21 protein-coding genes and 1 pseudogene are annotated in these 25,344 nt (G+C 71.7%); 18 read left to right on the forward strand and 4 right to left on the reverse strand.

Annotation, left to right across the window (positions count from 1 at the left end; all coding sequences use genetic code 11):
• Nucleotides 1-194 precede the first annotated feature (194 nt).
• Nucleotides 195-713 (forward strand): hypothetical protein, encoded by a 519-nt coding sequence (locus tag AB0K52_RS20620; RefSeq protein WP_363534713.1) that lies wholly within the window; start codon nt 195-197, stop codon nt 711-713.
• 42 nt (nt 714-755) lie between these two features.
• Nucleotides 756-1,523: pseudogene (locus AB0K52_RS20625) on the forward strand (transposase); the annotation flags it as partial.
• A gap of 1,039 nt (nt 1,524-2,562) precedes the next feature.
• Here the strand turns inward: AB0K52_RS20625 and AB0K52_RS20630 are convergent.
• Nucleotides 2,563-3,318, reverse strand: a complete 756-nt coding sequence (locus AB0K52_RS20630) for a DUF4157 domain-containing protein (protein ID WP_363534716.1) — start codon at nt 3,316-3,318, stop codon at nt 2,563-2,565.
• 249 nt (nt 3,319-3,567) lie between these two features.
• Here AB0K52_RS20630 and AB0K52_RS20635 point away from each other — a divergent pair, with 249 nt between their 5' ends.
• From AB0K52_RS20635 to AB0K52_RS20705, 15 genes are all read left to right on the forward strand, one after another.
• Nucleotides 3,568-4,191 carry a response regulator transcription factor gene (locus tag AB0K52_RS20635; RefSeq protein ID WP_208497548.1) on the forward strand — a complete coding sequence of 208 codons (624 nt, stop codon included), beginning with the start codon at nt 3,568-3,570 and terminating at the stop codon, nt 4,189-4,191.
• Entirely contained in the window at nt 4,191-4,835 is a 645-nt protein-coding gene (locus tag AB0K52_RS20640) for a DUF4255 domain-containing protein (protein ID WP_363534719.1), read from the forward strand. Before AB0K52_RS20635 ends, AB0K52_RS20640 begins: the two co-directional genes overlap by 1 nt.
• Nucleotides 4,832-6,823: an ATP-binding protein gene (locus tag AB0K52_RS20645; RefSeq protein ID WP_363534721.1), complete on the forward strand. Its 1,992-nt coding sequence runs from the start codon at nt 4,832-4,834 to the stop codon at nt 6,821-6,823. Before AB0K52_RS20640 ends, AB0K52_RS20645 begins: the two co-directional genes overlap by 4 nt.
• A 124-nt stretch (nt 6,824-6,947) precedes the next feature.
• Nucleotides 6,948-8,462, forward strand: coding sequence for a phage tail sheath family protein (locus AB0K52_RS20650; protein WP_363534724.1), 1,515 nt, complete (start codon nt 6,948-6,950; stop codon nt 8,460-8,462).
• A gap of 27 nt (nt 8,463-8,489) precedes the next feature.
• Complete coding sequence (locus AB0K52_RS20655; RefSeq protein WP_208497544.1) at nt 8,490-8,933, forward strand: phage tail protein; 444 nt, start codon at nt 8,490-8,492, stop codon at nt 8,931-8,933.
• A gap of 3 nt (nt 8,934-8,936) precedes the next feature.
• Nucleotides 8,937-9,368, forward strand: coding sequence for a hypothetical protein (locus tag AB0K52_RS20660; protein WP_363534727.1), 432 nt, complete (start codon nt 8,937-8,939; stop codon nt 9,366-9,368).
• Entirely contained in the window at nt 9,365-9,523 is a 159-nt protein-coding gene (locus tag AB0K52_RS20665; protein ID WP_208497543.1) for a DUF6760 family protein, read from the forward strand. The genes AB0K52_RS20660 and AB0K52_RS20665 overlap by 4 nt, the downstream gene beginning before the upstream one ends.
• A 48-nt stretch (nt 9,524-9,571) precedes the next feature.
• Complete coding sequence (locus AB0K52_RS20670) at nt 9,572-11,824, forward strand: hypothetical protein (RefSeq protein ID WP_363534730.1); 2,253 nt, start codon at nt 9,572-9,574, stop codon at nt 11,822-11,824.
• A gap of 17 nt (nt 11,825-11,841) precedes the next feature.
• Nucleotides 11,842-12,279, forward strand: coding sequence for a phage tail protein (locus tag AB0K52_RS20675; RefSeq protein WP_363534733.1), 438 nt, complete (start codon nt 11,842-11,844; stop codon nt 12,277-12,279).
• A gap of 1 nt (nt 12,280) precedes the next feature.
• Nucleotides 12,281-13,021, forward strand: a complete 741-nt coding sequence (locus tag AB0K52_RS20680; RefSeq protein WP_208497540.1) for a LysM peptidoglycan-binding domain-containing protein — start codon at nt 12,281-12,283, stop codon at nt 13,019-13,021.
• A gap of 3 nt (nt 13,022-13,024) precedes the next feature.
• Nucleotides 13,025-14,800, forward strand: a complete 1,776-nt coding sequence (locus AB0K52_RS20685; protein ID WP_363534736.1) for a VgrG-related protein — start codon at nt 13,025-13,027, stop codon at nt 14,798-14,800.
• A gap of 17 nt (nt 14,801-14,817) precedes the next feature.
• Nucleotides 14,818-15,099: a PAAR domain-containing protein gene (locus AB0K52_RS20690; RefSeq protein WP_363534739.1), complete on the forward strand. Its 282-nt coding sequence runs from the start codon at nt 14,818-14,820 to the stop codon at nt 15,097-15,099.
• A gap of 1 nt (nt 15,100) precedes the next feature.
• Complete coding sequence (locus AB0K52_RS20695; protein ID WP_208497537.1) at nt 15,101-15,541, forward strand: GPW/gp25 family protein; 441 nt, start codon at nt 15,101-15,103, stop codon at nt 15,539-15,541.
• Nucleotides 15,538-17,490: a putative baseplate assembly protein gene (locus AB0K52_RS20700; protein ID WP_363534742.1), complete on the forward strand. Its 1,953-nt coding sequence runs from the start codon at nt 15,538-15,540 to the stop codon at nt 17,488-17,490. Before AB0K52_RS20695 ends, AB0K52_RS20700 begins: the two co-directional genes overlap by 4 nt.
• Nucleotides 17,480-18,034: a phage tail protein gene (locus AB0K52_RS20705; RefSeq protein WP_363534745.1), complete on the forward strand. Its 555-nt coding sequence runs from the start codon at nt 17,480-17,482 to the stop codon at nt 18,032-18,034. Before AB0K52_RS20700 ends, AB0K52_RS20705 begins: the two co-directional genes overlap by 11 nt.
• Before the next feature lie 393 nt (nt 18,035-18,427).
• Here the strand turns inward: AB0K52_RS20705 and AB0K52_RS20710 are convergent, their stop codons facing one another.
• The 3 genes from AB0K52_RS20710 to AB0K52_RS20720 all read right to left on the reverse strand — a co-directional run bounded on the left by AB0K52_RS20710 (nt 18,428) and on the right by AB0K52_RS20720 (nt 23,220).
• Nucleotides 18,428-21,262: a BTAD domain-containing putative transcriptional regulator gene (locus tag AB0K52_RS20710; protein ID WP_363534748.1), complete on the reverse strand. Its 2,835-nt coding sequence runs from the start codon at nt 21,260-21,262 to the stop codon at nt 18,428-18,430.
• Between the two features lie 196 nt (nt 21,263-21,458).
• Nucleotides 21,459-22,787, reverse strand: a complete 1,329-nt coding sequence (locus tag AB0K52_RS20715; RefSeq protein ID WP_363534751.1) for an MFS transporter — start codon at nt 22,785-22,787, stop codon at nt 21,459-21,461.
• A 73-nt stretch (nt 22,788-22,860) separates the two neighbouring features.
• Nucleotides 22,861-23,220, reverse strand: a complete 360-nt coding sequence (locus AB0K52_RS20720) for a metalloregulator ArsR/SmtB family transcription factor (protein WP_208497526.1) — start codon at nt 23,218-23,220, stop codon at nt 22,861-22,863.
• Between the two features lie 85 nt (nt 23,221-23,305).
• Here AB0K52_RS20720 and AB0K52_RS20725 point away from each other — a divergent pair, with 85 nt between their 5' ends.
• Nucleotides 23,306-25,339 carry a beta-galactosidase gene (locus AB0K52_RS20725; protein WP_363534754.1) on the forward strand — a complete coding sequence of 678 codons (2,034 nt, stop codon included), beginning with the start codon at nt 23,306-23,308 and terminating at the stop codon, nt 25,337-25,339.
• The last annotated feature ends 5 nt before the right edge of the window (nt 25,340-25,344 follow it).

Below are 25,344 nucleotides of genomic sequence, written 5' to 3' on the forward strand. Positions count from 1 at the left end.
CACCGATCTGCGACCCAGGCAAGAAAGCCAAGCGCGAGAAGACCATGAGAGAACGAGAACAGCGCCTGACCAGCGCCAAAGGTTAAAAATCAAGCCTAAAGGCTGTCCCGTAACACCTTCGCGGGATTATCAGAGGGTTTGGCCTGGGCTGAGGGCGTGGCATAGGGTGGGTATCTCAAGATGGAGGCGCTGGTTTGCTCGGACCGTGGCAGTTGGGGAATGCCCCGATCTACTACTTCCCGCCGGGGCTTCGGTTCGAATCTGTGGTCGAGACTCAGGGCCTGGGTGATCGATGGCTTCTCTTTGATGAATCCTCGCTGCTAGATTCCGACATCGCTCGACGCGTCGCCTTCGTCGGCCGCTTCCAGTTCGCGGCTGCTCTGTACTGGCCCGACGGTCGTGACCTGACCGCTGTTGACGCGCTCGTTGCAGGTGGGGCAGACCCAGAGGTCAGCATGGCAGGCGCCCTCGTCTGTGGGTACCAGGCGATCCACCCTGACGCTCGGGACGTTCGGGCTCGGAGCGGCTGTCCGCATCGGTTCATGGGACTGGTGTGGGAACACAGTGTGTCCATGCCCGGAATCGAACGCGGATGTGAGTACGCCGCCGATGCGTTCATTGATGCATGCCCAAAGTGCTCACTAAAGCTCATGCCAGGCGTCCTCGAGATCTTGACCGAAACCAACGCAAGCAACTCCGCAGGCGACGGCTGAGTGTGTTTCAGATGTTGTTGGAGCACATGGGATCATGCCCGCATGACGGGAGTGATCAACGCGGCGAACGAGACGATGATCGAGCTCTTCAGCGGCCTGTCGGCCAGCCAGTTCGCGAAGCTAGTGCGACAGTTGCGGGCCGAAGGTGCCGAGCCGCCGTTGAAAGGGCGGCCGTGGAAGGTTGCCTTCGAGGACCGGGTACTGCTGGTCGCCGCCTACTGGCGCACCAACCTCACGGTTCACCAGATCGCAGCACTGTTCGGAACCTCGAAATCCGCCGTGGACCGGATCATCGACGACCTCGCCCCAAAGTTCGCGCTTCAGCAACGGCAGCGCTATGCGCCCGGGACCGTGCTCATCGTCGACGGCACCCTCGTCCCGACCCGGGACCGATCCGTTGCCGCGAAGTCGAAGAACTACCGATACTCAACAAACCATCAGGTCGTCATCCACGCCGACACCCAGCGAGTCGTTGCTGTCGGCACGCCCCTGCCCGGGAACCGCAACGACTGCAAGGCCTTCGCCGAATCCGGCATCGACCACGCCACCCGCACCGCAACCGTAATCGCCGACGGCGGCTACCCCCGCACCCGCGCGGTCATCCCACACCGCCGCATCGCCAAGGATGAACCACTGATCGACTGGAAAGAAGCGCACAACGCCTCTCACCGGCACATCCGCGCCCAGATCGAGCACACCTTCGCAAAGATGAAACGCTGGAATGTGCTCCGCGACTGCCGCCTGCGCGGCGAGGGTGTCGCTGAAGCAATGTCAGGCATCGCCCGGCTCCACAACCTCACCCTCGCAGGCTTACGGGACAGCCTTTACTCGCCTACGCACCTTCGCTGCCGGTCTCCGCGAGGTTCGGCGCGACTCCAGCGTCCGCCTGGTACGGATCGGCGTTCAGCCAGGCAGCATCTGTAAAGCATGGAACCGGTCGCACTCCCGAATTCGGGTCCGATCCGGTCACGACCGCCGGACCTGCCGCCCTATCGCAGTCCGCAACGAGGCTCGGCATTGCGTGGCGACCGGCCCGAGCGGATCCGGCCCGCTGCGGAGCCGACCGGGCGGCTCAAGCACGCAGCTGAACCCGCGATGCCCATCGCACCGCAGGACGGCGTGCGCCCATCACGGTCGCAGTCATGGTCATGGTCGAGCCCGTCATCGCCCTCGCACCTCGTTTTCGGTGTTCGCCTGGCGGCCTTGCGTCTGCCGCCGGGGCCATCGGCCTTTTACCCGACGCGTTACTGCTCTGCCGTTGCGCCTTGGGCATTCCGGCTATAGTCCCGGTGGTTCGATTTCGGCTTCTCGACCTCGGCTCTCGATCTCGACACTTAGTCTTCGATTTCGAGCTTCGGCCATGCCGCGAGCGCCCCCTGCGGGCGCCCGCCATCGCCCGCCCGATGCAAACCGTGCGGCGGCACCCTGAATGCTGCCCTTGCCAGGCGGCACCACGAGCGCGGATCACGAACAAGGCCGTAGCCGAGAGCGAAGGTTTCATCCCCAACGCAACACGACGTCCGTGCAATGCAGGCAGTTGGCCAGAGGCTCATGTCGTAGTCTGCTTACCACCAACTCGTTCACCTACACGGATTCCGTATCCCTGTACGTAACTCAATTATCCGCAGACCCACCCCAGGCTGCATCACCCACACGATGAGAAAGCATTCACATTCCACTGAACGCGCTGCGCCCCAATCGAACCTGCACTTCATAAGCGCCTGGAACCCCACCCGGGCGACCGCGACTCCGGGCACCCGCCGCCCGACCCCGCCCACCCTCCACCTCTCCGTCGCTGACCGGTTGAAGCGAGGACCGCTCAAGAGCGGAATGCCGCCAGATCCCCGAATCACGCGTCGGCCATTTCCTCGTCTTCCGCCTCGCGCTGCACGTAGGTCTGGGCCATCGCTTCGGGGTCCTCTTCGGCAGGTTCCGGGGCGTCCTCCCTCTGCACTGTCGGGTCGGCGAGGCGCTGGACGTCCGCGTCGCCGCAGCCGTCGTCGCAGCGCTGCACCGGAGCGGCCGGGGCCGGGGCGGGGGTGGACATGATGGCGTCGGCGTTCGCCGAGGCCTCCCGCTCGAAGCGGTCCGAGGGGTCGCTGACCTTCACTCCCCCGCCGGCGTCCGAGCCGTCGACGGGGCCGCTGCGCTGCTGCACGACGTGCGTCAGCTCGTGGGCGAGCATGTGCTTGCCCGAGTCGCTGCCCGGGTCGTAGTTGCCGCTCTGGAACACGATGTCCGACCCGACCGTGTAGGCCTGGGCGTTGACCGACTTCGCGGATTCGCTCGCGGCGCTGTCGGTGTGGACGCGCACGTTCGAGAAGTCCTGGCCGAAACGGCTCTCCATGTCAGTGCGGGTGTCGAGGTCGAGCGGGCTGCCGCCCGAGCCGATGACGTCGTGGACGGGCGAGCGCTCCTCCTCCATCATGGTCGCCACGCCCGCGTTGCCCACGGCGCGCTGCAGGCCGAGCATGCCCTCGGCGCCGAGCACGTCGGCGCGGCCGAGGGCCGCCGCCGGGAAGGCCGGTTCGAACTCGGAGTGGTCGATCCGGTCCGCCTTGGGACGCAGGGAATCGGATTCGAACTCGTGGCCGTGGTCGCGCATGGCGGTTCGCCTCCTCGCGCCCGCACCGGGCGCAGCGGTGTCAGAGACCTCCAGGTTCCACCGCCCGGCCCCGCAGGGCAAGAGGCGGGGCACCGGCCGAACGGGCCGACGCCCCTGCCCGTTCGGGCATTTCATTCCGTCACCGGTCGATTTCAGAGGGTGGGAGAGCGCCGGTTGAGCGCACGTTGAGCGACGGCGGCGACACTGCACGCAGTGCCCCGTCAGCCCCGTTACCCCTGGGAGAGGTCGATGAACCGTGTGCCCGTCTACATCAGCGCGAGCGACCCCATCTGCCACGCCGGACTCGCGAGCCAATTGCGCCCGCGCCCGGAGGTGCTGGTGCTCGACGAGTCCGAACGCGACCGCGCCGACGTCGGCATAGTCGCCTCCGACGCGGTCGACGAGGAGGCCCTGCAGTCGCTGCGGACCCTCAAGCGCGGCGGCGTGCCGTGGCTCGTCGCCGTCTGCGGCCGCGTCGACGAATCCGACCTCGCCTCCATCATGGACGTCGGCGTCGCCGGGATCGTGCGGCGCAGCGAGGCCACCCCGGACCGGCTCGTCGCCGTCATCGCGGCCGCCGCGAAGGGCGAAGGGACCGTCCCGCCGGACCTGTTGGGCCGCCTGCTCAGTCAGGTCGGGCAGCTCCAGCGCCAGATCCTCGCCCCGATGGGCATGCGGCTGTGCGGCATGTCCGATCGCGAGATCGAGGTCGTGCGCCTCGTCGCCGAAGGGCTCGACACGGTCGAGATAGCCTCGAAGCTCTCCTACTCCGAGCGCACCATCAAGAACATCCTCCACGACATCACCAGCCGCCTGCACCTGCGCAACCGCGCCCACGCGGTCGCCTACGCGCTGCGGAACGGACTCATCTGATGATCCACGAGGTCGACTCCGCGCTCCGGCGCGTCATCGTCGAGGACGCCCTGGCCGGCAGCGGCGTCGAGGTCGCGTTCGACGCGCCCACCAAGGAGTGGGCGTCGAGGCGCAACGCGCCCACGGTGAACGCGTTCCTCTACGACATCCGCGAAGACCTGCGCCGCCGCAGCCGCGGCCTGGTCAACGAGTACCGCGAGGACAAGACCGTCGCGGCCAGGCGGCTGCCTCCCCGCTACATCAAACTGTCCTATCTGCTCACCGCCTGGACGCAGCGGCCCGAGGACGAGCACCGGCTCCTGTCCGTGATGCTCGCCGGGTTCCTCAAACACGAGTCGCTGCCCGCCCACACGCTCACCGGCTCGCTCGAGGAGATCGGGCTGCCGGTGCCGATGACCGTCGCGCTGCCGCCGCCCGAGGACCGCGCCTTCGCCGACGTGTGGACCGCCCTCGGCGGCGAACTCAAACCCTCCCTGGACATCGTCGTCAGCGCGCCCATCGACTCCGGCCGCGTCTTCCCCGCCGGGCCGCCCGCCACCGGCGGCGTCGGGCTCAAAGTGGACGGCGACGAACCGGTGCAGCACCACGTGACCCACGGCGAAGGCGACGAGCACGAGGTCGCCATGACCCGGCGGCCCCGATGACCGAACTGCAAGGCCTGCTCGCCCGCATCGGGGCGGTCGAGCAGCGCCTCCGCCGGGCCGTCGCCGAACGGCGCGCCGCCGACCCGAACCCCGACGACCAGTTCCGGGGCCTCTACCTGTCCGACGAGGCCATCGACGCGCTCCTCGAAGGGCGCCGCGAGCCGTTCGCGCCGCCGGAGGCGGCGGAGACGGGGCCTTCGCGGCTGACCGCGCTGGCCGCGGCAGCGCACCTGACCGACCTCGACGTGGAACTGCTGCTCGTCGCGATGGCGCCCGATGTGGACAGCCGCTTCGAGCAGTTCTACGGCTACCTCAACGACGACGTGACCCGCCGCCGCGCCACCATCGGCCTGGCATTGCGGCTGTGCGGGCTCGCCGAGGCCGAGGTACACGGCCGGGCCCGCTTCGAGGCCGCCTCACCGCTCATTGCCTGCGGCCTGGTCACCGTGGGCGACACCGAAAGACCGCTCCTGACTCGGTCGCTGCGGGTGCCCGACCGCGTAACGGCGCACCTGCTCGGCGGCGACGGCTGCGACCCCGTCGCCGCCCCGCTGGTGGAGGCGACGACGCCGGTCCCCTGTGGCGACGAACGGCTCGCCTCGGCGATCGCGGCCGGGACCGGACTCGTCTACCTGCACGAAGGGCTGGGCGGGTCGGCCGCGGCGGCCGCCGCGGACGCGTTCGCCGCGTCCGGGCGCGCGACGCTCGCCGTCGACTGCCGCCTGCTGCCGAAACCCGAAGAACTGGCCGAGACCGCCGCCGCGCTCGCCCGCGAAGCCGTCCTGCGCGGAGCCGGCATCGTCGCCGGACCGGTCGACGCGGGCTCGTGCACAGCACTGCTCGCGCGCCTCGACCACGTGCCGGTGCCCTTGGTGCTGTTCGGCTCCGGCGGCTGGGACCCCGAATGGAGCCGCCGCCAGCCGCTGCTGCTGAGCGTCGGCGTCGCCACCCGCGCCGAGCGCGCGGACCTCTGGCGGGACGCGGCCGGAGAGGCGCTGGCGGAAGGGGTCGACCTCGCCGCCGAGACCGCGCACTTCACGCTCTCGGTGCGCCAGATCGACCGCGCCGCCGAAGCCGCCGCGCAACTCGCCAGGGCCGAAGGCGAACCGATCCGCGCCGAGCACCTGCGCTACGGCGTGCGCAGCCAGAACGCCGCCGGGCTCGAACACCTCGCCAGGCGCATCGAACCGGCCGTCGGCTGGGACGACCTCGTGCTGCCGCCGCCCATCCTCGACGGCATCCGCGAACTCGCCGTGCGGGCCAGGCGCCGCGACCTCGTGCTCGACGAGTGGCGGATGCGGCCCGGCGGCGGGCGCGGCATGGGCGTCACCGGGCTGTTCGCGGGCGACTCGGGCACCGGGAAGACCATGTCGGCCGAGGTCATCGCGGCCGATCTGGGCATGGACCTGTACACGGTCAACCTGGCCACGGTGGTGGACAAGTACATCGGCGAGACGGAGAAGAACCTCGAGAAGATCTTCACCGAAGCGGCCGGGGTGAACGGGGTGCTGCTGTTCGACGAGGCCGACGCGATCTTCGGCAAGCGCTCGGAAGTGCGCGACGCGCACGACCGGTACGCCAATGTGGAGAGTGCCTATCTGCTGCAGCGCATGGAGTCCTTCGAGGGGCTGGCGATCCTCGCGACCAACCTGCGCGCGAACCTGGACGAGGCCTTCACCAGGCGGCTCGACGTCGTCGTGGACTTCCCCGTGCCCGACCCCGAGCAGCGCCTGCTGCTGTGGGACCGGTGCCTGGGGAGGGCGATGCCGCGCGCGGCCGACCTCGACCTCGAGTTCCTCGCCGACGCGTTCGAACTCGCGGGCGGCCACATCAGGTCCGCGGCCGTCACCGCCGGGTACCTCACCGCCGAAGCCGGCGGGCGCGCCACCACGGCCACCGTCGTCGCGGCGGTCGCCCGCGAGTACCGCAAACTCGGCCGGCTCTGCCTGGAGCGGGAGTTCGGCGAATACCTCGAGCTGGTCCTATGACCGGCCGGACGCGCGGCTGCCCGTCGGGGCAGCCACGTCTTCCCTCACGCGGGTCCGTAAGGCCCGTACGGAAACCGGAGAGCGACGGCACGATCAGTGCTGTACCGACCACAGGAGGCGCGGCATGCCAACGTACTTGTCACCGGGTGTCTACGTCGAAGAAGTCGACGGCGGTTCCCGCCCCATCGAGGGCGTCGGCACCGCAGTCGCCGCCTTCGTGGGGTTCGCCGCGAAAGGCCCGGTGAACACCCCGACGCTGGTCTCCAACTGGAGCCAGTACACGCGGCTCTTCGGCGAGTTCGTCGAAGGCTGCTACCTGGCGCACGCCGTCTACGGCTACTTCCTCAACGGCGGCGGCAACTGCTACATCGTGCGCATCGGCGCCGCCGGACCCGATGGGGCCGAACCGGTCTCGGGACCGCAGGCGGTCATCGGCGGCCTGCGCGCCGTCGCGATCGAAGGCGCCGAGAACCGCGACGTGAGCGTCGAGATCGGCGACGCCGCCGAAGGCAGGCCCGCCGACCGGTTCACCTTGACCGTGAAGGTCGACGGCAAGCAGGTCGAGCAGTACCCCGACGTGACCGTGAAGCGCGGCAAGGACAACGTCGTGCGCGCCGTCGCCGAGCGGTCGAAGGTCATCACCCTCACCGAGGTCGCCGCCGCGACCCAGCCCGCCAAAGGCACCGTCGCGCTCACCGCGCCGCCCCCGGTCCCGGCCGTGCCCGAGCGCATCGTCCCCGAGGACTACACCGGCGACGTCTCGGACCGCTCCGGCCTCGGCGGCCTCGAAGCGGTCGACGAGGTCACCATGGTCTGCGTCCCCGACCTCATGAGCGCCTACCAGCGCGGCGTACTCGACCTGGAGGCCGTCAAGGCCGTCCAGCTCGCGGTCATCGCCCACTGCGAGCTCATGGGCGACCGGGTGGCCGTCCTCGACACGCCTCCGGGGCTGTCGCCGCAGCAGGTCAAGGACTGGCGCGTCGACTACGCGGGCTACGACTCGAAGTACGCGGCGCTGTACTACCCGTGGGTCAAGGTGTTCGACCCCGCCACGGGCGGCAACGAGTTCGTGCCGCCGAGCGGCCACATGGCCGGGGTGTGGGCGCGCAACGACGAGACGCGCGGCGTCCACAAGGCGCCGGCCAACGAGGTCGTGCGCGGCGCGATCCTGGTGGAGACGCATCTGACGAAGGCCGAGCAGGAGCTGCTGAACCCCGAGGGGATCAACTGCATCCGGGCGTTCCCGGGCCGGGGCATCCGGGTGTGGGGCGCGCGCACGCTCTCGAGCGACCCGGCGTGGCGGTACCTGAACGTGCGGCGCCTGTTCAACTACCTCGAGGAGTCGATCCTCGGCGGCACCCAGTGGGTGGTGTTCGAGCCGAACGACGACGCGCTGTGGGCGAAGATCCGGCGCACGGTCTCGTCGTTCCTGGTCATGGAGTGGCGCAAGGGCGCGCTGTTCGGGCTGACCCCGAACGAGGCGTTCTTCGTCAAGTGCGACAGGGACAACAACACCGCCGAGTCGATCGACGCCGGGCAGGTGGTCTGCGAGATCGGCGTCGCACCGGTGAAGCCGGCGGAGTTCGTCATCTTCAGGCTGTCCCAGTTCTCGGGCGGGGCAAGCGAAGTCAGTGAGTGACACGGCAGGTAGAGGAGCTGGTGCATCATGTCGTTCATCGATCTCAACACGGCCGTAGGCCATTCGTTCGGCATCGACGTCGACGGGATCGTCATCAAGGGGATCACGGAGATCAGCGGCCTGAAATGGGAGCAGGACGTCATCGACCTGAAGCTGAACACGCCGGACGGCAAGTACGTCCACAACAAGCTGCCCGGGCGGCCCAAGCCGGCGGACATCACCGTCACGCGGGGCCTGACGAGCGACAACAGCTTCGAGAAGTGGGTGGAGACCTGCCACTTCGGGCAGATGTCGGAGGCCCGCAAGGGCGCGTCGATCATCATCTTCGACTACGAGGGCACCGAGGTGAAGCGGTACAACCTCACCAACGCGTGGCCCAAGAGCCTGGAGATCGGCGCGATGAAGGCGGGCGACACGAGCGTGCTGACCGAGAAGCTGGTCATCTCCTGCGAAGAGATCAAGCCGGGGTAGCCGATGCGACGCACCATGACGGCGACGCCCGAGAGCGGGACCGAAGAGGGCGAGACCCGGCGTCCACTGCGGACGGAGTTCGCGTTCGAGCTGCCGCGCGGGTACGTCGACGGGTCGGGGACGACGCACACCTCGGGGGTGATGCGGCTGGCGACGGCCCGGGACGAGCTGATCCCCCTGCGGGACGACCGGGTCCGGGAGAACGCCGCGTACTTGACGGTGGTGCTGCTGGCCCGGGTGGTGACGCGGATCGGGTCGGTGACGGACGTGCACACGGGGGTGATCGAGAGCCTCTTCGCCTCCGATCTGGCGTTCCTGCAGGACATGTACCGCCGGGTCAACTCGGAGGGGCATACGAGGGCGGGGGTGACGTGCCCGGAGTGCGCGCATTCGTTCGATGTGGACCTCTCGGGCGGGCGCCTGGGGGAATCATGACGTACCCGGTCGAGCGGATCGAGGAGGAGATCGGGTACGTGGCGTACTACTTCCACTGGGGCCTCGACGAGATCCTGGATCTCGAGCATCCGGACCGGCAGCGGTACGTCGCCCGGATCGCCGCCCTCAACGCCCGGGTCAACGACGGCAGGTGAGGCGCCTCATGAGTGGGCTCGACGGTGATCTGGGGGAGGTGAGTCTTGATGTGGCCGTTCAATCGTCGGCGCGCCGAGGAGTCCTCGCGGGAGTCCGCTCCCGCGCCTTATGCGCCCGCACGCGCCGAGTGGCGGCAATTGCCGCCACTCCAGCGCATGGTCGGCGACCAGTGGCTCGTCAACCCGCCCGACTCGCTGAGCTCGCGCCTCGCCTCCTGGCAGGACCCCACCTACCTCGCGCCGCTCGGGCACGCGGTGATGCCGGAGGGGCCTTCGGGCGCGATCGAGCCCGCGCCTGCGGCACCGCCTGAACCGAGGCGGATCGACTTGCAGCGCAGCGGGGTTCGCACCGAACTGCCGACGCCGGTCCGTTCGCTGCAGCGGACCGCATCCGACCCGGGAGGGTCGGAACAGCACCGGTCGCTCGGCGATTCCGGTCCGATCGCGCTCCAACGCATCGACGCCGACCCACCTCTTGCCGCGCCCGACCCGGCCCCGGCCGCCGAGGGCGAGGACCGCCCGCTGCTCGGGGACTCCGTGCCGCAAGTCGACCTGCCCCAGCCCGACGCCGCTGCCCCGACCGAGACGGCTGCGATACCGGCACAGTCGGTTCGCTCTGAGTCGCAGGTCTTCTCGTCGCCGCTCGGTCCCATGCCGAGCGTGCAGCGGTCGCAGCTGCCCGACCCCGCTCCGATTCGCCCTTTCGGCCAGCCGTCCGAAGTGGCCCCCTCCCCGACGGCTCCGCTTCCGGTGCAGCCGGTGACGCCGCCGTTCGCCTTGCAGCGCATGCTCATCGGGGACCGTGCTTCGATCGCTCCGCCAGCCCCGCTCCCCCAAGCTCCTGTGCCCGCTCAGCCGGTCGTCGCCTCGCTGCTCGCCTCCACCGACCCGCCCGAGCGTCGGGAACTGCCCGTCGTGGCCGCGCCTCCCCCTGCCCCGCTCGACGGTGGGCGCTCGGCTCCGGCCGTGCAGCGGTCCGCCGGCGAGACCGCTCCGCTGCTCGGCGATATGGACCTCTCCCCGGCGGAGCCCGCACCGTCGTCGCCTCCGGCGCCGGAAGGCCTTGCCGGGCCACTCGCTCCGGGGCCTGCCGCGCCGGACACCAGCGCTCCGTTCGCGGAACCGGAGGGCGAGACCGCGCCGCTGCTCGGGGCGACAGGGCTCGCGGCCCCGATCGTGCAGACGATCCGCGACGAGGCGCCACCCGCCGAGCCGCCGGCGCCCCTGCCGATCGCTCCCCTCATCGCCGACCGACCGCGTCCGCGGCCGAGCGCCGAGTCCCATGTCCAGCGTCTCGGACTCGGATCGCCGATGAGCGGTCCGCAGCCCTCGGTGCAGCGCGCAAGCGGCCGGTCGGACCGCCCGCTGCCCCCGGCCGGCGAGCCTTCCGGCGTCCGACTTCCGCTGCCGCAGTTCGTGCAGCGTCTCGAGGGCGCGTCGTCGTCACCGGAGGTCCCGGTCCATTCGCATCCTGCCGGTTCGCCCTCGTCGGGTCTCGGGCTCCCTGTCGCGGTGCCCGCAGCGTTCGACGTGTCGGTCCCACAGGCCGCGCCGAACTCGTCCAGCCGACCCGCCCGGCCGCTGCCTCCGCCGGTCATGGTGATGCGCGCCGTCTCGCCTTCCGTGGTGATGCCGGTGGTGTCCCGGTCGATCGAAGCGCCGGAGCCGCTCTACGCACCCGAGCGGGGACCGGAGGCGCCGCTTCTCGGCTCGCGGCCCCTCGCCGCCGCGTTCGCCGAGACCGAGCCCGCCGCCGGCGCGCCGCCCGAACCTCGCGCAAGCGAACCCGGTTCGGCCGTCGCTCAGCGGTCGACCTGGTCGCACATGCCGTCACCGGTGCCGCAAGCCGACCTCGAACCGGCGCCGGTCCCGTTCGGCGGCGGACCCGCTTCCGGGGCCGTCGCCCCGGGGACGGGCGCTGCCGTGCAGCGGGTCGCACAGGCCGCTTCGAGCGTGGAGAGGCGTGATGCTCCAGTGGCCCAACGGCTCCAGGTGGAGGAGCCGCTGCCGGTCGCCGCCGCTCCCGCGCCGGTCCAGGCGATGGCCGAGCCCGCCCCGCCGCAGTTCATGGAGCCCGTCCAGGCCGTCGTGCAGCGCGTCGCCGCTCCCCCGCAGCCGGTCTCGGTGCAGACCGCCGATGCCGCACCCGCCGCCGCCACAGCGGCTCCGGCCGCCGCCGGGGCCGCGCCCGCCGCCGACCCCGCTGCGCTGCTGGCGGTCCTGTACGAACCGCTCGTGCGTCGGCTGCGCGCCGACCTGCGCGTCGACCGCGAACGGCGCGGCCGACTGACCGACCTGTGAGGACTGGAGGACCCGACATGCCCGCTGACATCCACGCCGTGGCCGTGAGTTTCGTCGTGAGCATCGACGACGAGGACCTGGGCTCCTTCAACAGCTGCGACGGGCTCGGCTGCGAGATCGTCATGGAGCAGCGCGAGGAGGGCGGCAACAACGGCTACGTCTGGCAGCTGCCGACCCGCATCAAGTACTCCAATGTGAAGCTCAGCCGCCCGCTCACCGAGCAGAGCGCCAAGATCGCGGACTGGTTCGGCTCCATGGCCTCCGGCATCAAGCGCAAGACCGCCACCATCGAGGCGCGCACCGCCGAGGGCAAGGTCATCGCGAGATGGGCGCTGGTCGACGTGATCCCGGTGAAGTGGAGCGGGCCGCAGCTCTCGCTCGACAGCGCGAAGGTCGCGATCGAGACCCTGGAGCTGGCGCACCACGGGTTCCTCGCGCCGGGATCAGGGGGCTGACATGGGCGGGTCACCGGTCACGTTCACCGCGCCGGGCGCCTCCGCGGGCGACCAGTCGAACCTGCAGCACGCCTACCTGGAGCTGCGCGAGCCGCCGTCGGACGGCGGGACGGCGACGCCGAGCAACGAGACGCTGGGAACCATCGACTTCCAGTTCAACCCGAAGGAGCTCTCGCTCACCAAGAACGCCAAGTGGAAACGCGAGGCGCAGCGCAACGCCGAACGGTCCGGGCCGCCCGAGTTCACCGGGTCCGACCCGTGCAAGCTGAGCGTCGAGATGTTCCTCGACGCAACCGCCGCGATGGACGACTCGGTGGTCAAGGCCGTCGAGAAGCTGTTCTCGTGCGTGGTGCCGACCGAGAAGAGCCTTTCGAACGACAAGGGCTCGCCGCCGTGGGTGATCTTCCACTGGGGAGGATTGACGAGCTTCCCGGCGTTCGCCAGCGAGGTCGCCGCCAAGTACACGCTCTTCACGCCCAGCGGCACCCCGGTGCGCGCGGTGTGCACCGTCAAGCTCGAGGAGATCTCCGGGTCCACGCCCGGCCAGAACCCGACCTCCGGGTCGCTCGAGGCCCGCAGCACCCACGTCGTGGTTGCGGGCGATTCACTCCCGTCGATCGCGTACCGGGCCTACGGGGACCCGAACCGGTGGCGGCTCATCGCCGAGGCCAACGGCATCGACGACCCGGCGCGGCTGCGCCCCGGATCGCGGCTGCTGGTCCCGGCCGGGGACGGGAGGTAGCCGGTGGCCAACGAGAGCTTCGCCAACACGCTGCAGGTGTCGGTCAACGGGACGCCGCTGCCCGCCGACGTCGCCACCATGCTCACGCAGGCGGCCGTCACGGCCAGCCGCAACCTGCCCGACGCGTGCCATCTGCGCTTCCGCGACCCCGAGAACGTCGTGGTGAAGAAGACGCGGCTCGGCATCGGGGTCAAAGTGGAGGTCGCGGTGCAGGCCGCCGAGCCGGGGAGCCCGCAGCGGCTCATGTCCGGCGAGGTGGTGGCGATGGAGATCGACATCGACGCCGCCGGGACCTTCCTCGAAGTGCGCGGTCTCGACCCTGCGCACCGGCTCTTCCGGGGCCGGCGCGTCGCCGCGTACCCGAAGATGGGCCTCGCCGACGTCGTGCATGCGGTCGCGGTACGGGCCGGGCTCCAAGCCGGGACGATCGACGACGTGAAGGGCTTCGGGGAGGCCGACTCCCAGATCAGCCAGGACAACGTCTCGGACTGGGAGTTCCTGTCGCGGCTGGCCGACCAGGTCGGCGCGCAGGTCACCGCCTCTGACGGCAAGCTGAACTTCCGCCTGCCCGACCCTCCCAAGGGCGCGCCGCCCGAATCGGCCACGGCCGCAACCGATCCGCTCGTGCTCGAACCGGGGGTGAACCTGATCGCGCTGCGCGCGGCCGTGTCGGCGGCCGAGCAGGTGGGCGAGGTCAACGTGCGCGGCTGGGACTTCGAGCACAAGAAGGAGATCGAGGCCAAAGCGAGGCCCACCACCAAGGGTTCGCAAGTGGACGGCGTCGATCCGGTGCAGCTGGCGGGAAAGTTCAATGCCCCGCCGTACTTGGAGGCGGGCACGAGCCTCAGCACCCAGGGGCGGGTGCAGGCGTACGCGAATGCGCTGGCGGCCGAGATCGGCGCGACCGCGGTGGAGCTCGACGGCGTGGCGAAGGGCAACCCGAAGCTGGCGCCCGGCGCGGGGGTGACCCTCGCGAACGTCTCGGACCCGTTCGGCGGCAAGTACACCCTGACCAGCGCCCGGCACGTGTTCAACGAGCACGACGGCTACACGACCGCGTTCACCGTCTCGGGCCGGGCCGAGCGGACCCTGTACGGGCTGACCTCCGGCGGTGGCGGCGGGGCCGTCCCGAACGGGCTGGTGTCCGCAGTGGTCAGCGACGCTCGCGACCCGATGAAGCTGGGCCGGGTCAAGGTCACCTTGCCGTGGCTCTCGAAGGACTTCACGACCACGTGGGCGCGCACGGTCTCGGCCGGGGGCGGGGCGGGCCGGGGGCTGTGGGCGATTCCGGAGGTGGGCGATGAGGTGCTCGTGGGGTTCGCCGACGGGGACATGGACCACCCGTACGTGCTCGGCGGTCTCCACAACGGCAAGGACACGCCGCCGAAGCTGGAGGCGCCCACCGTCGACGGCTCCAGCGGCGAGATCGGCGTGCGGGCCCTGGTGTCCCGCGACGCCCACAGGCTAGAACTCGTCGACGACCAGTCGAAGAAGGGCATCCTGCTCTCCACTGGGGACGGCAAGCTGTTCCTGAGGATGGACGCCACGGGCAAGGTGATCGAACTGAAGTGCTCGGGTGAGGTCAAGGTCAGCGGCATGGGCGTCAAGATCGACGCCGGGTCGGGTCCCCTGGAGCTCTCAGGGTCGGAGGTCAAGGTCACCGGACGGTCGAAGGTCGAGGTCTCGGCGACGACCGTCAAGGTCGCGGGCCAGGGCTCGGCCGAGCTGTCGGCGTCGGGGTCGGTCACCGTCCGCGGCGGCATCGTCCGCATCAACTGATCGAGAGGAGGGCGGCCATGCCGCCAGCGGCGAGGGTCGGCGACCCGACCGGGCACCCCGGAGTCGTCACGGGTCCCGGCAAGGCCACGGTGCTCATCGGCGGCGTGCCGGCGGCCGTCGTCGGCGACATGCACGCGTGCTCGATGCCCTCCACACCACCGCATCCGCCGTCGGCGATCCTGCCGCCCGGATGCCCGACGGTGCTCATCGGGGGGATGCCGGCGGCGCGCATGGGCGACCTCTCCGCCTGCGGGGCGCCGATCATCCAAGGCTGCCCGACCGTACTGATTGGAGGATGACATGGCCGGCATCGTCGACCCGCCCGCGTTCGTGGGCTCCGGCTGGGCCTTCCCGCTCCGCACCGACGCCACCGGGTCGGTGGCGCTCGTCGGGGGCGAGCGCGAGCTGATCGAGAGCATCCACCTGATCCTGGCCACGGCCCCCGGAGAGCGGCCGATGCGACCCGAGTTCGGTTGCGCCATCCACGATCTCGTGTTCGCTCCCGCCGATTCGGCCACGGCCGGGAAGATCGCGTACGAGGTGCGGGTCGCGCTGACCCGGTGGGAGCCGCGCATCAGCCTCACCGACGTGGTCGTCACGTTCGACCAGGCCTGGCGCGGCCGGCTGAACATCGACCTGTCCTACACCGTGCGCGGCGACAACGACCCGCGCAACCTGGTATTCCCGTTCTACGTCATCGGATCGCACGAGAGCCCCGAGACCCAGGAGGCCGCCCCATGAGCCTGCCAGTACCCAATTTGGACGATCGTCGGTTCCAGGACCTGGTCGACGAGGCGAAGCGGCTGGTGCAGCAGCGCTGCCCGGAGTGGACGGACCATAACGTCTCCGATCCGGGCGTGACCCTCATCGAGACGTTCGCGATGATGACCGACCAGCTCTTGTACCGCCTCAACCGGGTCCCGGACCTGCACTACCTGCGGTTCCTCGACCTCATCGGCGTCAGGCTGCACCCGCCCACGGCCGCGCGCACGCCGGTGACGTACTGGCTCTCGGCGGCCCGCGACCAGACGGTGCCGGTCCCGCGCGGCTCGCAGGTCGCCACCGACCAGTCGGGCGGCACCGAAGCGCCCGTGGTGTTCCGAACCGAGGCCGACCTGGCGATCGTCCCGTGCTCGCTCGCGCTCGTCCTCACCGGCGGCGCGACCGGGCGGCTGAGCGACCAGACCGGGCAGCTCGTCTCCGGCGAGGGCCTGCGCTGCTTCCAGGAGGCCCCGGCCGACGGCGACTGCGTCTACTTCGGACTGTCGAACGCGGTGCCGCGCTGCGCCGTGCAGCTGCGCGTCGCCTGCCACGCCGAAGGCGTCGGCGTCGACCCCGAGCGGCCGCCATGGATATGGGAGGCCTTCGACGGCACCGCTTGGACGCCGTGCGAGATCGAGTCCGACTCGACCGGCGGCTTCAACCAGGACGGCATCACCGTCGTGCACGTGCCGCCGGGCCACCGCGAAGCGCTGCTGGAGCGCCAGCGCGCCGGCTGGCTGCGCGCGCGCCTCGTGCGCGCCGAGGACAGGCCGTTCTACCGCGACTCGCCCCGGCTCATGACCGCCGTCGCCGCCACGATCGGCGGCACCATCGACGCCTCGCACGCCGGGCTCGTCGCCGACGAGGTCGTCGGGCTCTCGGAAGGCGTGCCGGGCCAGCGCTTCCAGCTCGCCCACCGGCCCGTCGTCAGCGGCGGCGAACCGCTCGTGGTCGAGGTCGCGGGCGGCGACGACTGGCAGCAGTGGCACCAGGTCGAGAGCTTCGCCGAGTCCGGACCGGAGTCGCGGCACTTCGTGCTCGACGCCATCAACGGCGAGCTCCGCTTCGGCCCGGCGGTGCGCGGCGAGGACGGCGCCATCCGCAATTTCGGGGCGGTGCCGCCCAAGGCCGCGCCCATCCGGGTGCCGCAGTACCGCAGCGGCGGCGGCAAGTCCGGGAACGTGGCGCGCGGGCTGCTCAACGTCCAGCGCGACCCGATCCCGTTCGTGACACGGGTCGTCAACCGGGGTCCGGCGACGGGCGGCGTCGACGGCGAGTCGGTGTCCAACGCGTCCGCGCGCGGCCCGATGCTCCTGCGCACCCGCGACCGGGCCGTGACGATCGAGGACTACGAGTACCTGGCCAAGCAGGCCGCGCCCGACGCGGCACGGGTGCGGTGCGTGCCGGTGCCGGAGCGGCCGGGCGAGATCCGGCTGCTCGTGGTGCCGGACGTCGCGCTCGACACGAGTCCTGAGGTGCACCGGCTGACGCCCGATGTGGACCTGGTCAACCGCATCGGCTCCTACATCGAGCCGCGCCGCTGCCTCGGCGCGACGGTGCGCGTCGGCCCGCCGCAGTACGACGGCGTCACGGTCGTGGCCCAGCTGCGGGCCGCCTCCGGCGTCGTCGCCGAAGCGTTGCGCGGCGAGGCCTTGGAGGCCCTCTACGCCTACCTCAACCCGGTCACCGGCGGCCTCGACGGCACCGGCTGGCCGTTCGGCCGCCCGGTGCAGTCGGGCGAGGTCTTCGCTGTGCTGCAACGGCTCCCGGGCACCGCGATGGTCGAGGACGTGCAGCTCTTCGCCGCCGACCTGGCGACCGGCCGCCGCAGCGGGCCGGTGCAGCGCATCGAGCTCGCCGACCACGCCCTGGCGTTCTCGTTCCAGCACCAGGTGCGCATCCTGGAGGGGGACGACCGTGCCTCGTAGCGCCGCGCCCGGTCTGCCGACTCCGCACCCTATCGCCGACCAGCTGCCGGGCGTGCTCGCCGAAGACGACTTCACGCGCCGTTTCACGCAGGCCCTCGACGAGGTCCTCGCGCCGGTCCAGCTCACGCTCGACGGGTTCGTGGCCTACCTCGACCCGGCGCTGGCGCCGCCTGACTTCCTGGACTGGCTGGCCGGGTGGGTGGCCCTGCCGGTGCAGGAGCAGTGGACGGTCGATCAGCGCCGCGTCCTGGTCGCCCACGCGGTGGAGCTCCACCGCTGGCGCGGCACCCGGCACGGCCTGGCGACGCATCTGCGGCTCCTGACCGGCGGCCGGGTCGAGGTCGCCGACACCGGCGGCACCATCGCCTCGGTCCAGTCGACCGACCCTGCGGGCGCACCGGTCTCGCCGCACGTCACGATCACCGTCGCCGTCCCCGAACCGTCGCTTGTGGACGAGTCTCGGTTGCGCAGCGCCGCAGCGGAGCACGTGCCGGCCCACGTGCCGTTCACGTTGCGCGTCGAGCGGGCGGTCCCGAGCGGCTAGGGCCCGTCCTGCGCGTCAGGGAGCGGCGATATCCGAGTCCGTTCGTTCCCTCGCAAGGCGGAGGGACCTCCCGATGCCGGGGTGGTATCGGGAGGGCCGACAACGCGGCGAGCGGGCGAGCGGGCGAACGGGCCGGCGTCGAAGCACTCGAGGCCGCAGGGGTGCCGATCGCCGAGCCGGAGAGGGCGGTGTCCGCGTAGAACGAACGGAAGTACTCGATCGGCGGCTGAGCGCGGCGACGAACGCGGGGAACCGGGACAGTAGTTCATCCACAAGGGATCGCATTTCCTCGTTGGCGAGGCGGACCGGCCGCCACGACTCGATCGACCGGTCGCGCCGCTCACCGGAACGAGCGCTGCGACGAGGTCGCCCGTCCGGTGGCGGGGGCTTCGGCTATTCGGTGTGGACGCCGAGTTCCGCGAGCACTTCGCGGTAGCGGGCGAGGGCGTCGGCGGCGGCGGCGCGGTCGCCGTGGCGCTCATGGGCTTCGATGAGGAGGCGCCAGGCCTCGTCGTTGAAGCGGTGGACGCCGACACTGCGTCCGGCCGCCGCGAGCGCCTCGGCCACGTCGCCGCGGCGCAGTTCGAGGCGGGCGAGGTCGGCCGCGGCCGAGGAGGCGGCGAGGCGCAGGCGTTCGCGTTCGCCGACGACCCATTCGGCGGCGCCGTCCTCGGGGAGGAGGTCGCCGCGGTAGGCGTCTGAGGCCAGGCGCAGGATCGCGGCGGCCGCGTCGTCGTCGGGGGCGCTCCGGGCGAGGCGCGCGGCTTCGCGGACCGCGACGACGTCGCAGTAGCCGTCAATGGGCAGCACGAGCCGGTAGGCGTCGCCTTCGCGGGTCAGGAAGCGGAAGACGCCGCGTCCGGCGTCGGGCTCGATGAGCTTGCGCAGGCTCGACATGGCGACGTGGAGGCCGTGGGTGGCCGCGCGCGGCGTGGCCTGCGGCCAGAGGGCGTCGATGATGGCCTCGCGGTGGACGGGGCGGCCGGCGTTGACGGCGAGGAGGCGCATGAGCATGCGCACCTTGGGTTTCACCGCGGAGAGGTCGACTTGGGCGCCGTCGCGTTCGAGGCGGAAGCCGCCGAAGCAGGTGACGGTGAGGGTTTCGGGCGTGGAGGCGCGGACCGGCGGGATCGGTTCGCCGAGCCAGGACTCGACGAGGTGGACGGGGTAGCCGCAGTGCCCGGCGGCCTGGCGGGCGCGGGCGACGAGGTTCGGGGGGTGGCCGGCGGCGACGGCCGCCGCGACGTACACGAGGGGCTGCGCGCCGCCGACTCCGCAGCGGCGCACGAGGTCCGCGGCCCGTTCGATCTCGGTCTCGGCGCCGGGCACCCCGGCGTGGGCGGCCGCGACGGCGTACATCGCCTGCGCCCAGGCGGCGGGGACGGCGGCGTCGAGGGCGCGGAAGCCGTCGGCGAGATCGGCGAGGGTGGAGAGGTCGGGGTCGCCGCTGCCGAGGCGGGCGAACCAGGAGCAGCCGGCGGCGAGGAGCGCCCCCCACAGGTCGCCGTCGCGTTCGCATTCCTCGGCGACGCGGAGGGCGGTCTTGGCGGCGTCCTGGGTGCCGTCGAGGGCGATGGCGGCGCGGGCGGCGCGGGCGAGCCAGGGCAGGCGTTCGGCTTCGGCGGCCGAGACGGCGCGCGAGAGTTCGCGCAGGCCGCGGTCGCCGGGGCTTTCGAGGAGGGCGAGGATCGCGTTGCCGAGGGGGGCGATGACGGCGGCGGGTCCGGCGTCGCCTTCGGTGTGGCGCAGGAGGGTCCGGGCGGCGGGGAGGTTCCCGGCGAGGACGTGCGCGAGGAGGGCGACCATGCGGCCGTGCGGTTCGGGCATGCGGTCCTCGGCCGCGGCGGCGACGAGCGCCGGATGCGCCTGGGTGGCGGCGCGGAGCCAGGTGCACCAGTCGGCGCCGGGCCGGGCGGGGCCGGGCAGCCAGATGCGGGCCGCGGCGGCGGCGTGGCGGCCGTGGGCGCGGCCGGCCTCGTCGGTCGAGAGCGCCTGGCTGCGTTCGAAGCATTCGACGGCTTCGGCGATGCGGCCGCGGCCGAGGCGGTTGCGGCCTTCGGCGAGGACCATCCAGGGGTCGTCGGCGACGAGCCAGGACGGGAGGAGGTCGCGCCAGGCGTCGAAGTCGTCGCCGGTGATCTGGGGGCCGAGGAGGTCGAGGAGTTCGCGCACGGCGGGCCAGTCCTCGGCGCGGGCGAAGCTGCGGGCCGCTTCGACCAGGGCGCCTTCGGCTTTGACGATCTCGGCGGCGGCGGCGTGGAGGCGGCGGGCGGCGGCGCCGCCGTGGCCGTCGGCGAGGACCGCGGCGAGGTGCGAGCGCATGGCCTCGTGGAAGCGGTAGGTGTGGCCGCCGTCGGGGGTGGTGATGAAGACCTGGCGGCGGTGCAGTTCGGCGAGGTGCGCGGCGGCGTCGTCGATGCCGAGGAGGCGGTCGCAGCGGGCGGCGGTGGCGACGTCGAAGACGCTGATGCGGGTGACGAAGGGCAGCAGCGGCTCGGGGAGCTCGGCCAGGACGGTGCGGCTCATGTAGGCGTGCGCGAGGGAGGCGCGGCCGGTGAGGGCGGCGACGGCCGAGCGGCGCTCGGCGAGGGGCCTGCCCTTGGTCGACAGGTGGAAGAGGTGGAGTCCGGCGGCCCAGCCGCCGAGGCGGCGCTCGAGGACGGCGATGTCGCCGGCGGGCAGGGGCTCCTGGTAGTTCTCGCGCAGCAGCAGGTCGATCTCCCAGGTGCGGAAGCGCAGCTGGTCGGCGTCGATGAAGCGCAGGTCGGTGAGTTCGTGCCGGGCGAGGTTGACGCCGGGCAGGCGGCGGGTGGCGAGGGCGAGGCTGCACTGCTCGGGCAGTTCGCACAGCAGCCGGTCGAGGACGCGCTCGGCGGCGGTGTCGTCGAGGTAGTGGACGTCGTCGAGGACGAGGAGGGTGGCCCCGGTCAAGGCGCGCAAACGGTTCCAGAGCCGATCCGGGGTTTCGGCGGGGTCGGGCGCGGCCGTGAACGGCATGATCGCCCGGTGCAGGTCGGCGGTGAACTCGCCGGGGTCGGCGTGGGCGGGGGTGAGGCCGAGCCAGGCCGTGCCGCCGGCGAAGGACCGGGCGTGCTGCGCGAGCAAGGTGGACTTGCCGAAGCCCGCCGGAGCGGTGATGACGGCGCGGCGGACCGGCCCCGAGCCGTCATTGAGCTCGGCGAGCAGTCGCGGCCTGGCCACGCTCGACGACGCAGGGATAGCAGCCATGACGAGTCACCTCCCGTGCCCACCGCGAACGGCGGCACTGTCCCCCACAACGCTGGCGCGCAGGCTTTGCCGGGAGCTCCGCGCTTGCATCAATGATGGCGCATCGGGGCAGGGTTCGCTTCCCCCGAGGTGTCCACAAGGGCGTCTTTTCGTGCAGCGGGCCAGGATCATGACCACCAGTGCCGTCCCGTCGCGGTCAGCGCCGCACCGGCGTCCTCCGCACTCGGGCCGGGCGGGCGCCCCGGTCGGGCCGCCGGGTGCGCGGGTCCGATCGCCGCGGCGGCGTGCGGGCGGCGGCCACGTGGGCGCCGACCGGCCGTGGGGCTTCGGGTTCGGTTGCGGGCCAGAGCATCAGCGCGGCCGTGGCGGCGGCTGCGGCGACGGCGGCCAGGACGCCGGCGGCGAGGGCCGTGTCGGCGGCGGCGAGCGCACCCGCGAGCGGGTAGGTGAGGAGGAACCAGCCGTGGGAGAGCGAGAACTGGGCGGCGAACGCGGCGGGCCGGTCCTGCGGGGCGGCCGCGCCGGTGACGAGGCGGCCGGTCGGGGTCAGGATCGCGCCCGTTCCGAGGCCGAGCGCGGCCCACGCCGAAAGCAGCCCGGCCCAGCCGAGGACGCCCCAGGCCAGCGCGGTCCCGAGGGATGCCAGGACCGCGGCGAGCGCGAACGCGGCGGGCAGCACCACGGCCCTCTCGGGGCGGCGGCGCAGCAGGCGCGGGATGGCGGCGGCCGCGAGCATCGAGCCGATCCCGTACGCGCCGAGGGCGACCGCCACGTCCCCGGCACCGCGCCCGAGGCCGTCCCGCACGAGGACGACCGTGTCGACGACGACCAGCGCGGTCGCGGCGGCGACGGCCAGGTGGGCCAGGATGAGGCCGCGCAGGCGCGGCACGGCCGCGTAGAGGCGGAAGCCGCGGGTGGCCTTGGCAAGGCGCCCTTCGGTTCGCGGCGCGGGCGCGAGGCGCGGCAGGGTGACGGAGAGGACGAGCGCTGCGGAGGCGAGGAACCCGATCGCCGTCCCGGCGAACAGCTCCCGGTAGGAGACGAGGGCCAGGAGCGCGGCGGCGAGCGCGGGGCTGGCGAGGCTCTCGAGGTCGTAGGCGAGGCGGGAGAGCGAGAGGGCGTTCGTGTACTCGTCCTCGTCGCGGAGCACGTCGGGGATGGTCGCCTGAAAGGTCGGGGTGAACGCGGCGGACGCGGCCTGCAGGAGGAGCACGAGGGCGTACACGTGCCAGATCTCGGAGACGAACGGCAGGGCGAGGGCGGCCGCGGCGCGCGTGAGGTCCATGGCGCCCATGAGGGTGCGGCGGGAGAGCCGTTCGGCGAGCGCGGTGGCGATCGGGCCGATGAGCAGGTAAGCGAGCATCTTGAGGGCGAGCGCGGTGCCGAGCACGGCGGCCGCGTCCCCTCCGGCGAGGTCGTAGGCGAGGAGGCTGAGGGCGACGGTGGCGAGGCCGGTGCCGGTGAGGGCGACGACCTGGGCGGCGAAGAGGCGCCGGTAGGTGCGGTGGCGCAGGACGGCGAGCACGGCGGGTCCTCGGTCGGGGACGATGGCACCCCGACACTACCAGACATGTGCGCAATTGCGCACATGACGACGACTAGGCGTGCCAGGCCTCGCCCGTGACCTGGTGGTCCGCCCGGCTCAACGCCTCCAGCACGAGCCGCCGCAGGTGCCCGTCGGTCAGCGAGTACACCACCCGCCGCCCTTCGCGCCGCGACTGCACCAGTCCCGCGAGCCGCAGCTTGGCCAGATGCTGGCTCACCGCCGGCCGCGCCGCCTCGGTCGCCGCCGCCAGCGCCGTGACATCGGCCTCCCCGTCCGCGAGCGCCCAGAGCAGCTGCAGCCGGGTCTGGTCGGAGAGCAGCGCGAACACCGCTGCGGCGGCGGCGAACTGCTCGGCGCTCGGGGCGGCGTGATGCAACGAAGGTGCAGGAGCCTCGGGCTCGCGATTCGGCATGCGGCAATCCTATTGACATTCGGCCCCGGTGACATAGGGTCTTGATCGGTAAATCAAAGGCGCCGTCATTAAGGAAGTACGCCTCGTGAGCAAGCCCGTCCGCCACGCCCCGATCGTCAAGGGCGTCCCCCGCCTCCTCCACGGCGGCGACTACAACCCCGACCAGTGGCTCCGCACGAAGGACGAGACCTGGAAAGAGGACATGCGCCTCGCCCGCCTCGCCGGGGTCAACACCCTCTCGGTCGGTATCTTCGCCTGGGCCGCACTCGAACCCGAGGAGGGTCGCTACGAGTTCGGCTGGCTCGACGAGATCCTCGACCTCATGGCCGAGAACGACATCACGGCCGTGCTCGCCACCCCGACCGGCGCCCGACCCGGCTGGATGAGCCACCGCTACCCCGAGGTGCTCCGCGTCAACGGCGACCGCACCCGCAACCTCCACGGCGGCCGCCACAACCACTGCCTCACCTCACCGGTCTACCGGGAGAAGACCCTCGCGATCAACACGGCGCTGGCCGAGCGGTACGGCGCGCACCCCGCGCTCGGGGTCTGGCACATCTCGAACGAGTACGGCGGCGAATGCCACTGCGACCTGTGCCAGGAGCGGTTCCGCGCCCACCTCCAGGCGAAGTACGGCTCACTCGACGAGCTCAACGAGGCCTGGTGGTCCGCGTTCTGGGCCAAGACCTACAGCGACTGGTCCCACATCGAGTCCCCCAGCACCCACTGGCGCGGGGAGCAGGACATCCACGGCCTGCACCTGGACTGGATGCGGTTCACGACCGAGCAGTTCGTCGACTTCTACCTGCACGAGACCGCGCCGCTCAAGGCGATCACCCCCGACGTCCCGTGCACGACCAACCTCATGGGCACCTACCCGGGCATCGACTACTACCGCCTCGCCGAGGTCCTCGACGTCGTCTCCTGGGACTCCTACCCGCAGTGGTCCGACACCGGCCGGGACGTGCGCACCGGCGTCGAGGCCTCCTTCCACCACGACCTGACGCGCAGCCTCAAGGACAAGCCGTTCATGCTCATGGAGTCCTCCCCCTCGGCCACGAACTGGCGGCCGGTCGCGAAGCTCCACCGGCCCGGCGTGCACCTGCTGCAGTCGCTGCAGGCCGTCGCGCACGGCGCGGACACGGTGCAGTACTTCCAGTTCCGCAAGGGCCGCGGCGGCTCCGAGAAGTTCCACGGCGCGATCGTCGACCACGAGGGCACCGAGCGCACGCGCGTGTTCCGGGACGTGGCCGAGGTCGGCGCGCGGCTCGCGGAGATGGACGCGGTCGTCGGCACCTCGACCCCCGCCGACGTGGCGCTCGTCTACGACTGGCACAACCGGTGGGCGCTGGACGACATGAAAGGCCTGCTGCAGGACAAGACCGACTACTTCGGCACCGTCGTCGACCACTACCAGGCGTTCTGGCAGCAGGGCGTGCCCGTGGACGTGCTCGACGGCTCGCTCGTCGCCGCACCGGGCCGCCTCGACCGGTACAAGGTCCTCGTCGCGCCGATGCTCTACCTGCTGCGTCCCGGTGCGGCCGAGGCGATCGACGCCTTCGTGCAGCGCGGCGGCACCTTCGTCGCCACGTACGCGACCGGGTACGTCGACGAGAACGACAAGACGTTCCTCGGCGGCTTCCCCGGCCCGCTCCGCGCGACGCTCGGCGTCTGGGCCGAGGAGATCGACGCGCTCTACCCCGACGACCGCAACGCCATCGCCTGGGACGGCACCGACTACGAGGCCTTCGGCCTGTGCGAGCTCATCCACGCCGAAGGCGCGGACGTGCTCGGCGCGTACGGCTCGGACTTCTACGCCGGCCGGCCCGCGCTCACCGTCAACCGCCGCGGCGAAGGCAAGGCGTACTTCATCGCCGCGCGCACCGGCGCCGACTTCCTCGACGCCTTCTACGGCGGGCTGATCGCCGAGACCGGCGTCGAACGCGCCCTCGCCGCGGCCCTTCCGGCGGGCGTCACCGCCCAGGTCCGCAGCGACGGCGACACCGACCACGTGTTCGTCCTCAACTGCAACCCGGCTCCGGCCACGGTCGAGGTCGACGGCGAGACCCTCGAACTCGCCGCGCACGGCAACGCCGTGTTCGCACGCCCCCGCAAGTAGCTCCG

The organism is Glycomyces sp. NPDC049804, assembly GCF_040674615.1.
Taxonomy (GTDB): domain Bacteria; phylum Actinomycetota; class Actinomycetes; order Mycobacteriales; family Micromonosporaceae; genus Glycomyces; species Glycomyces niveus.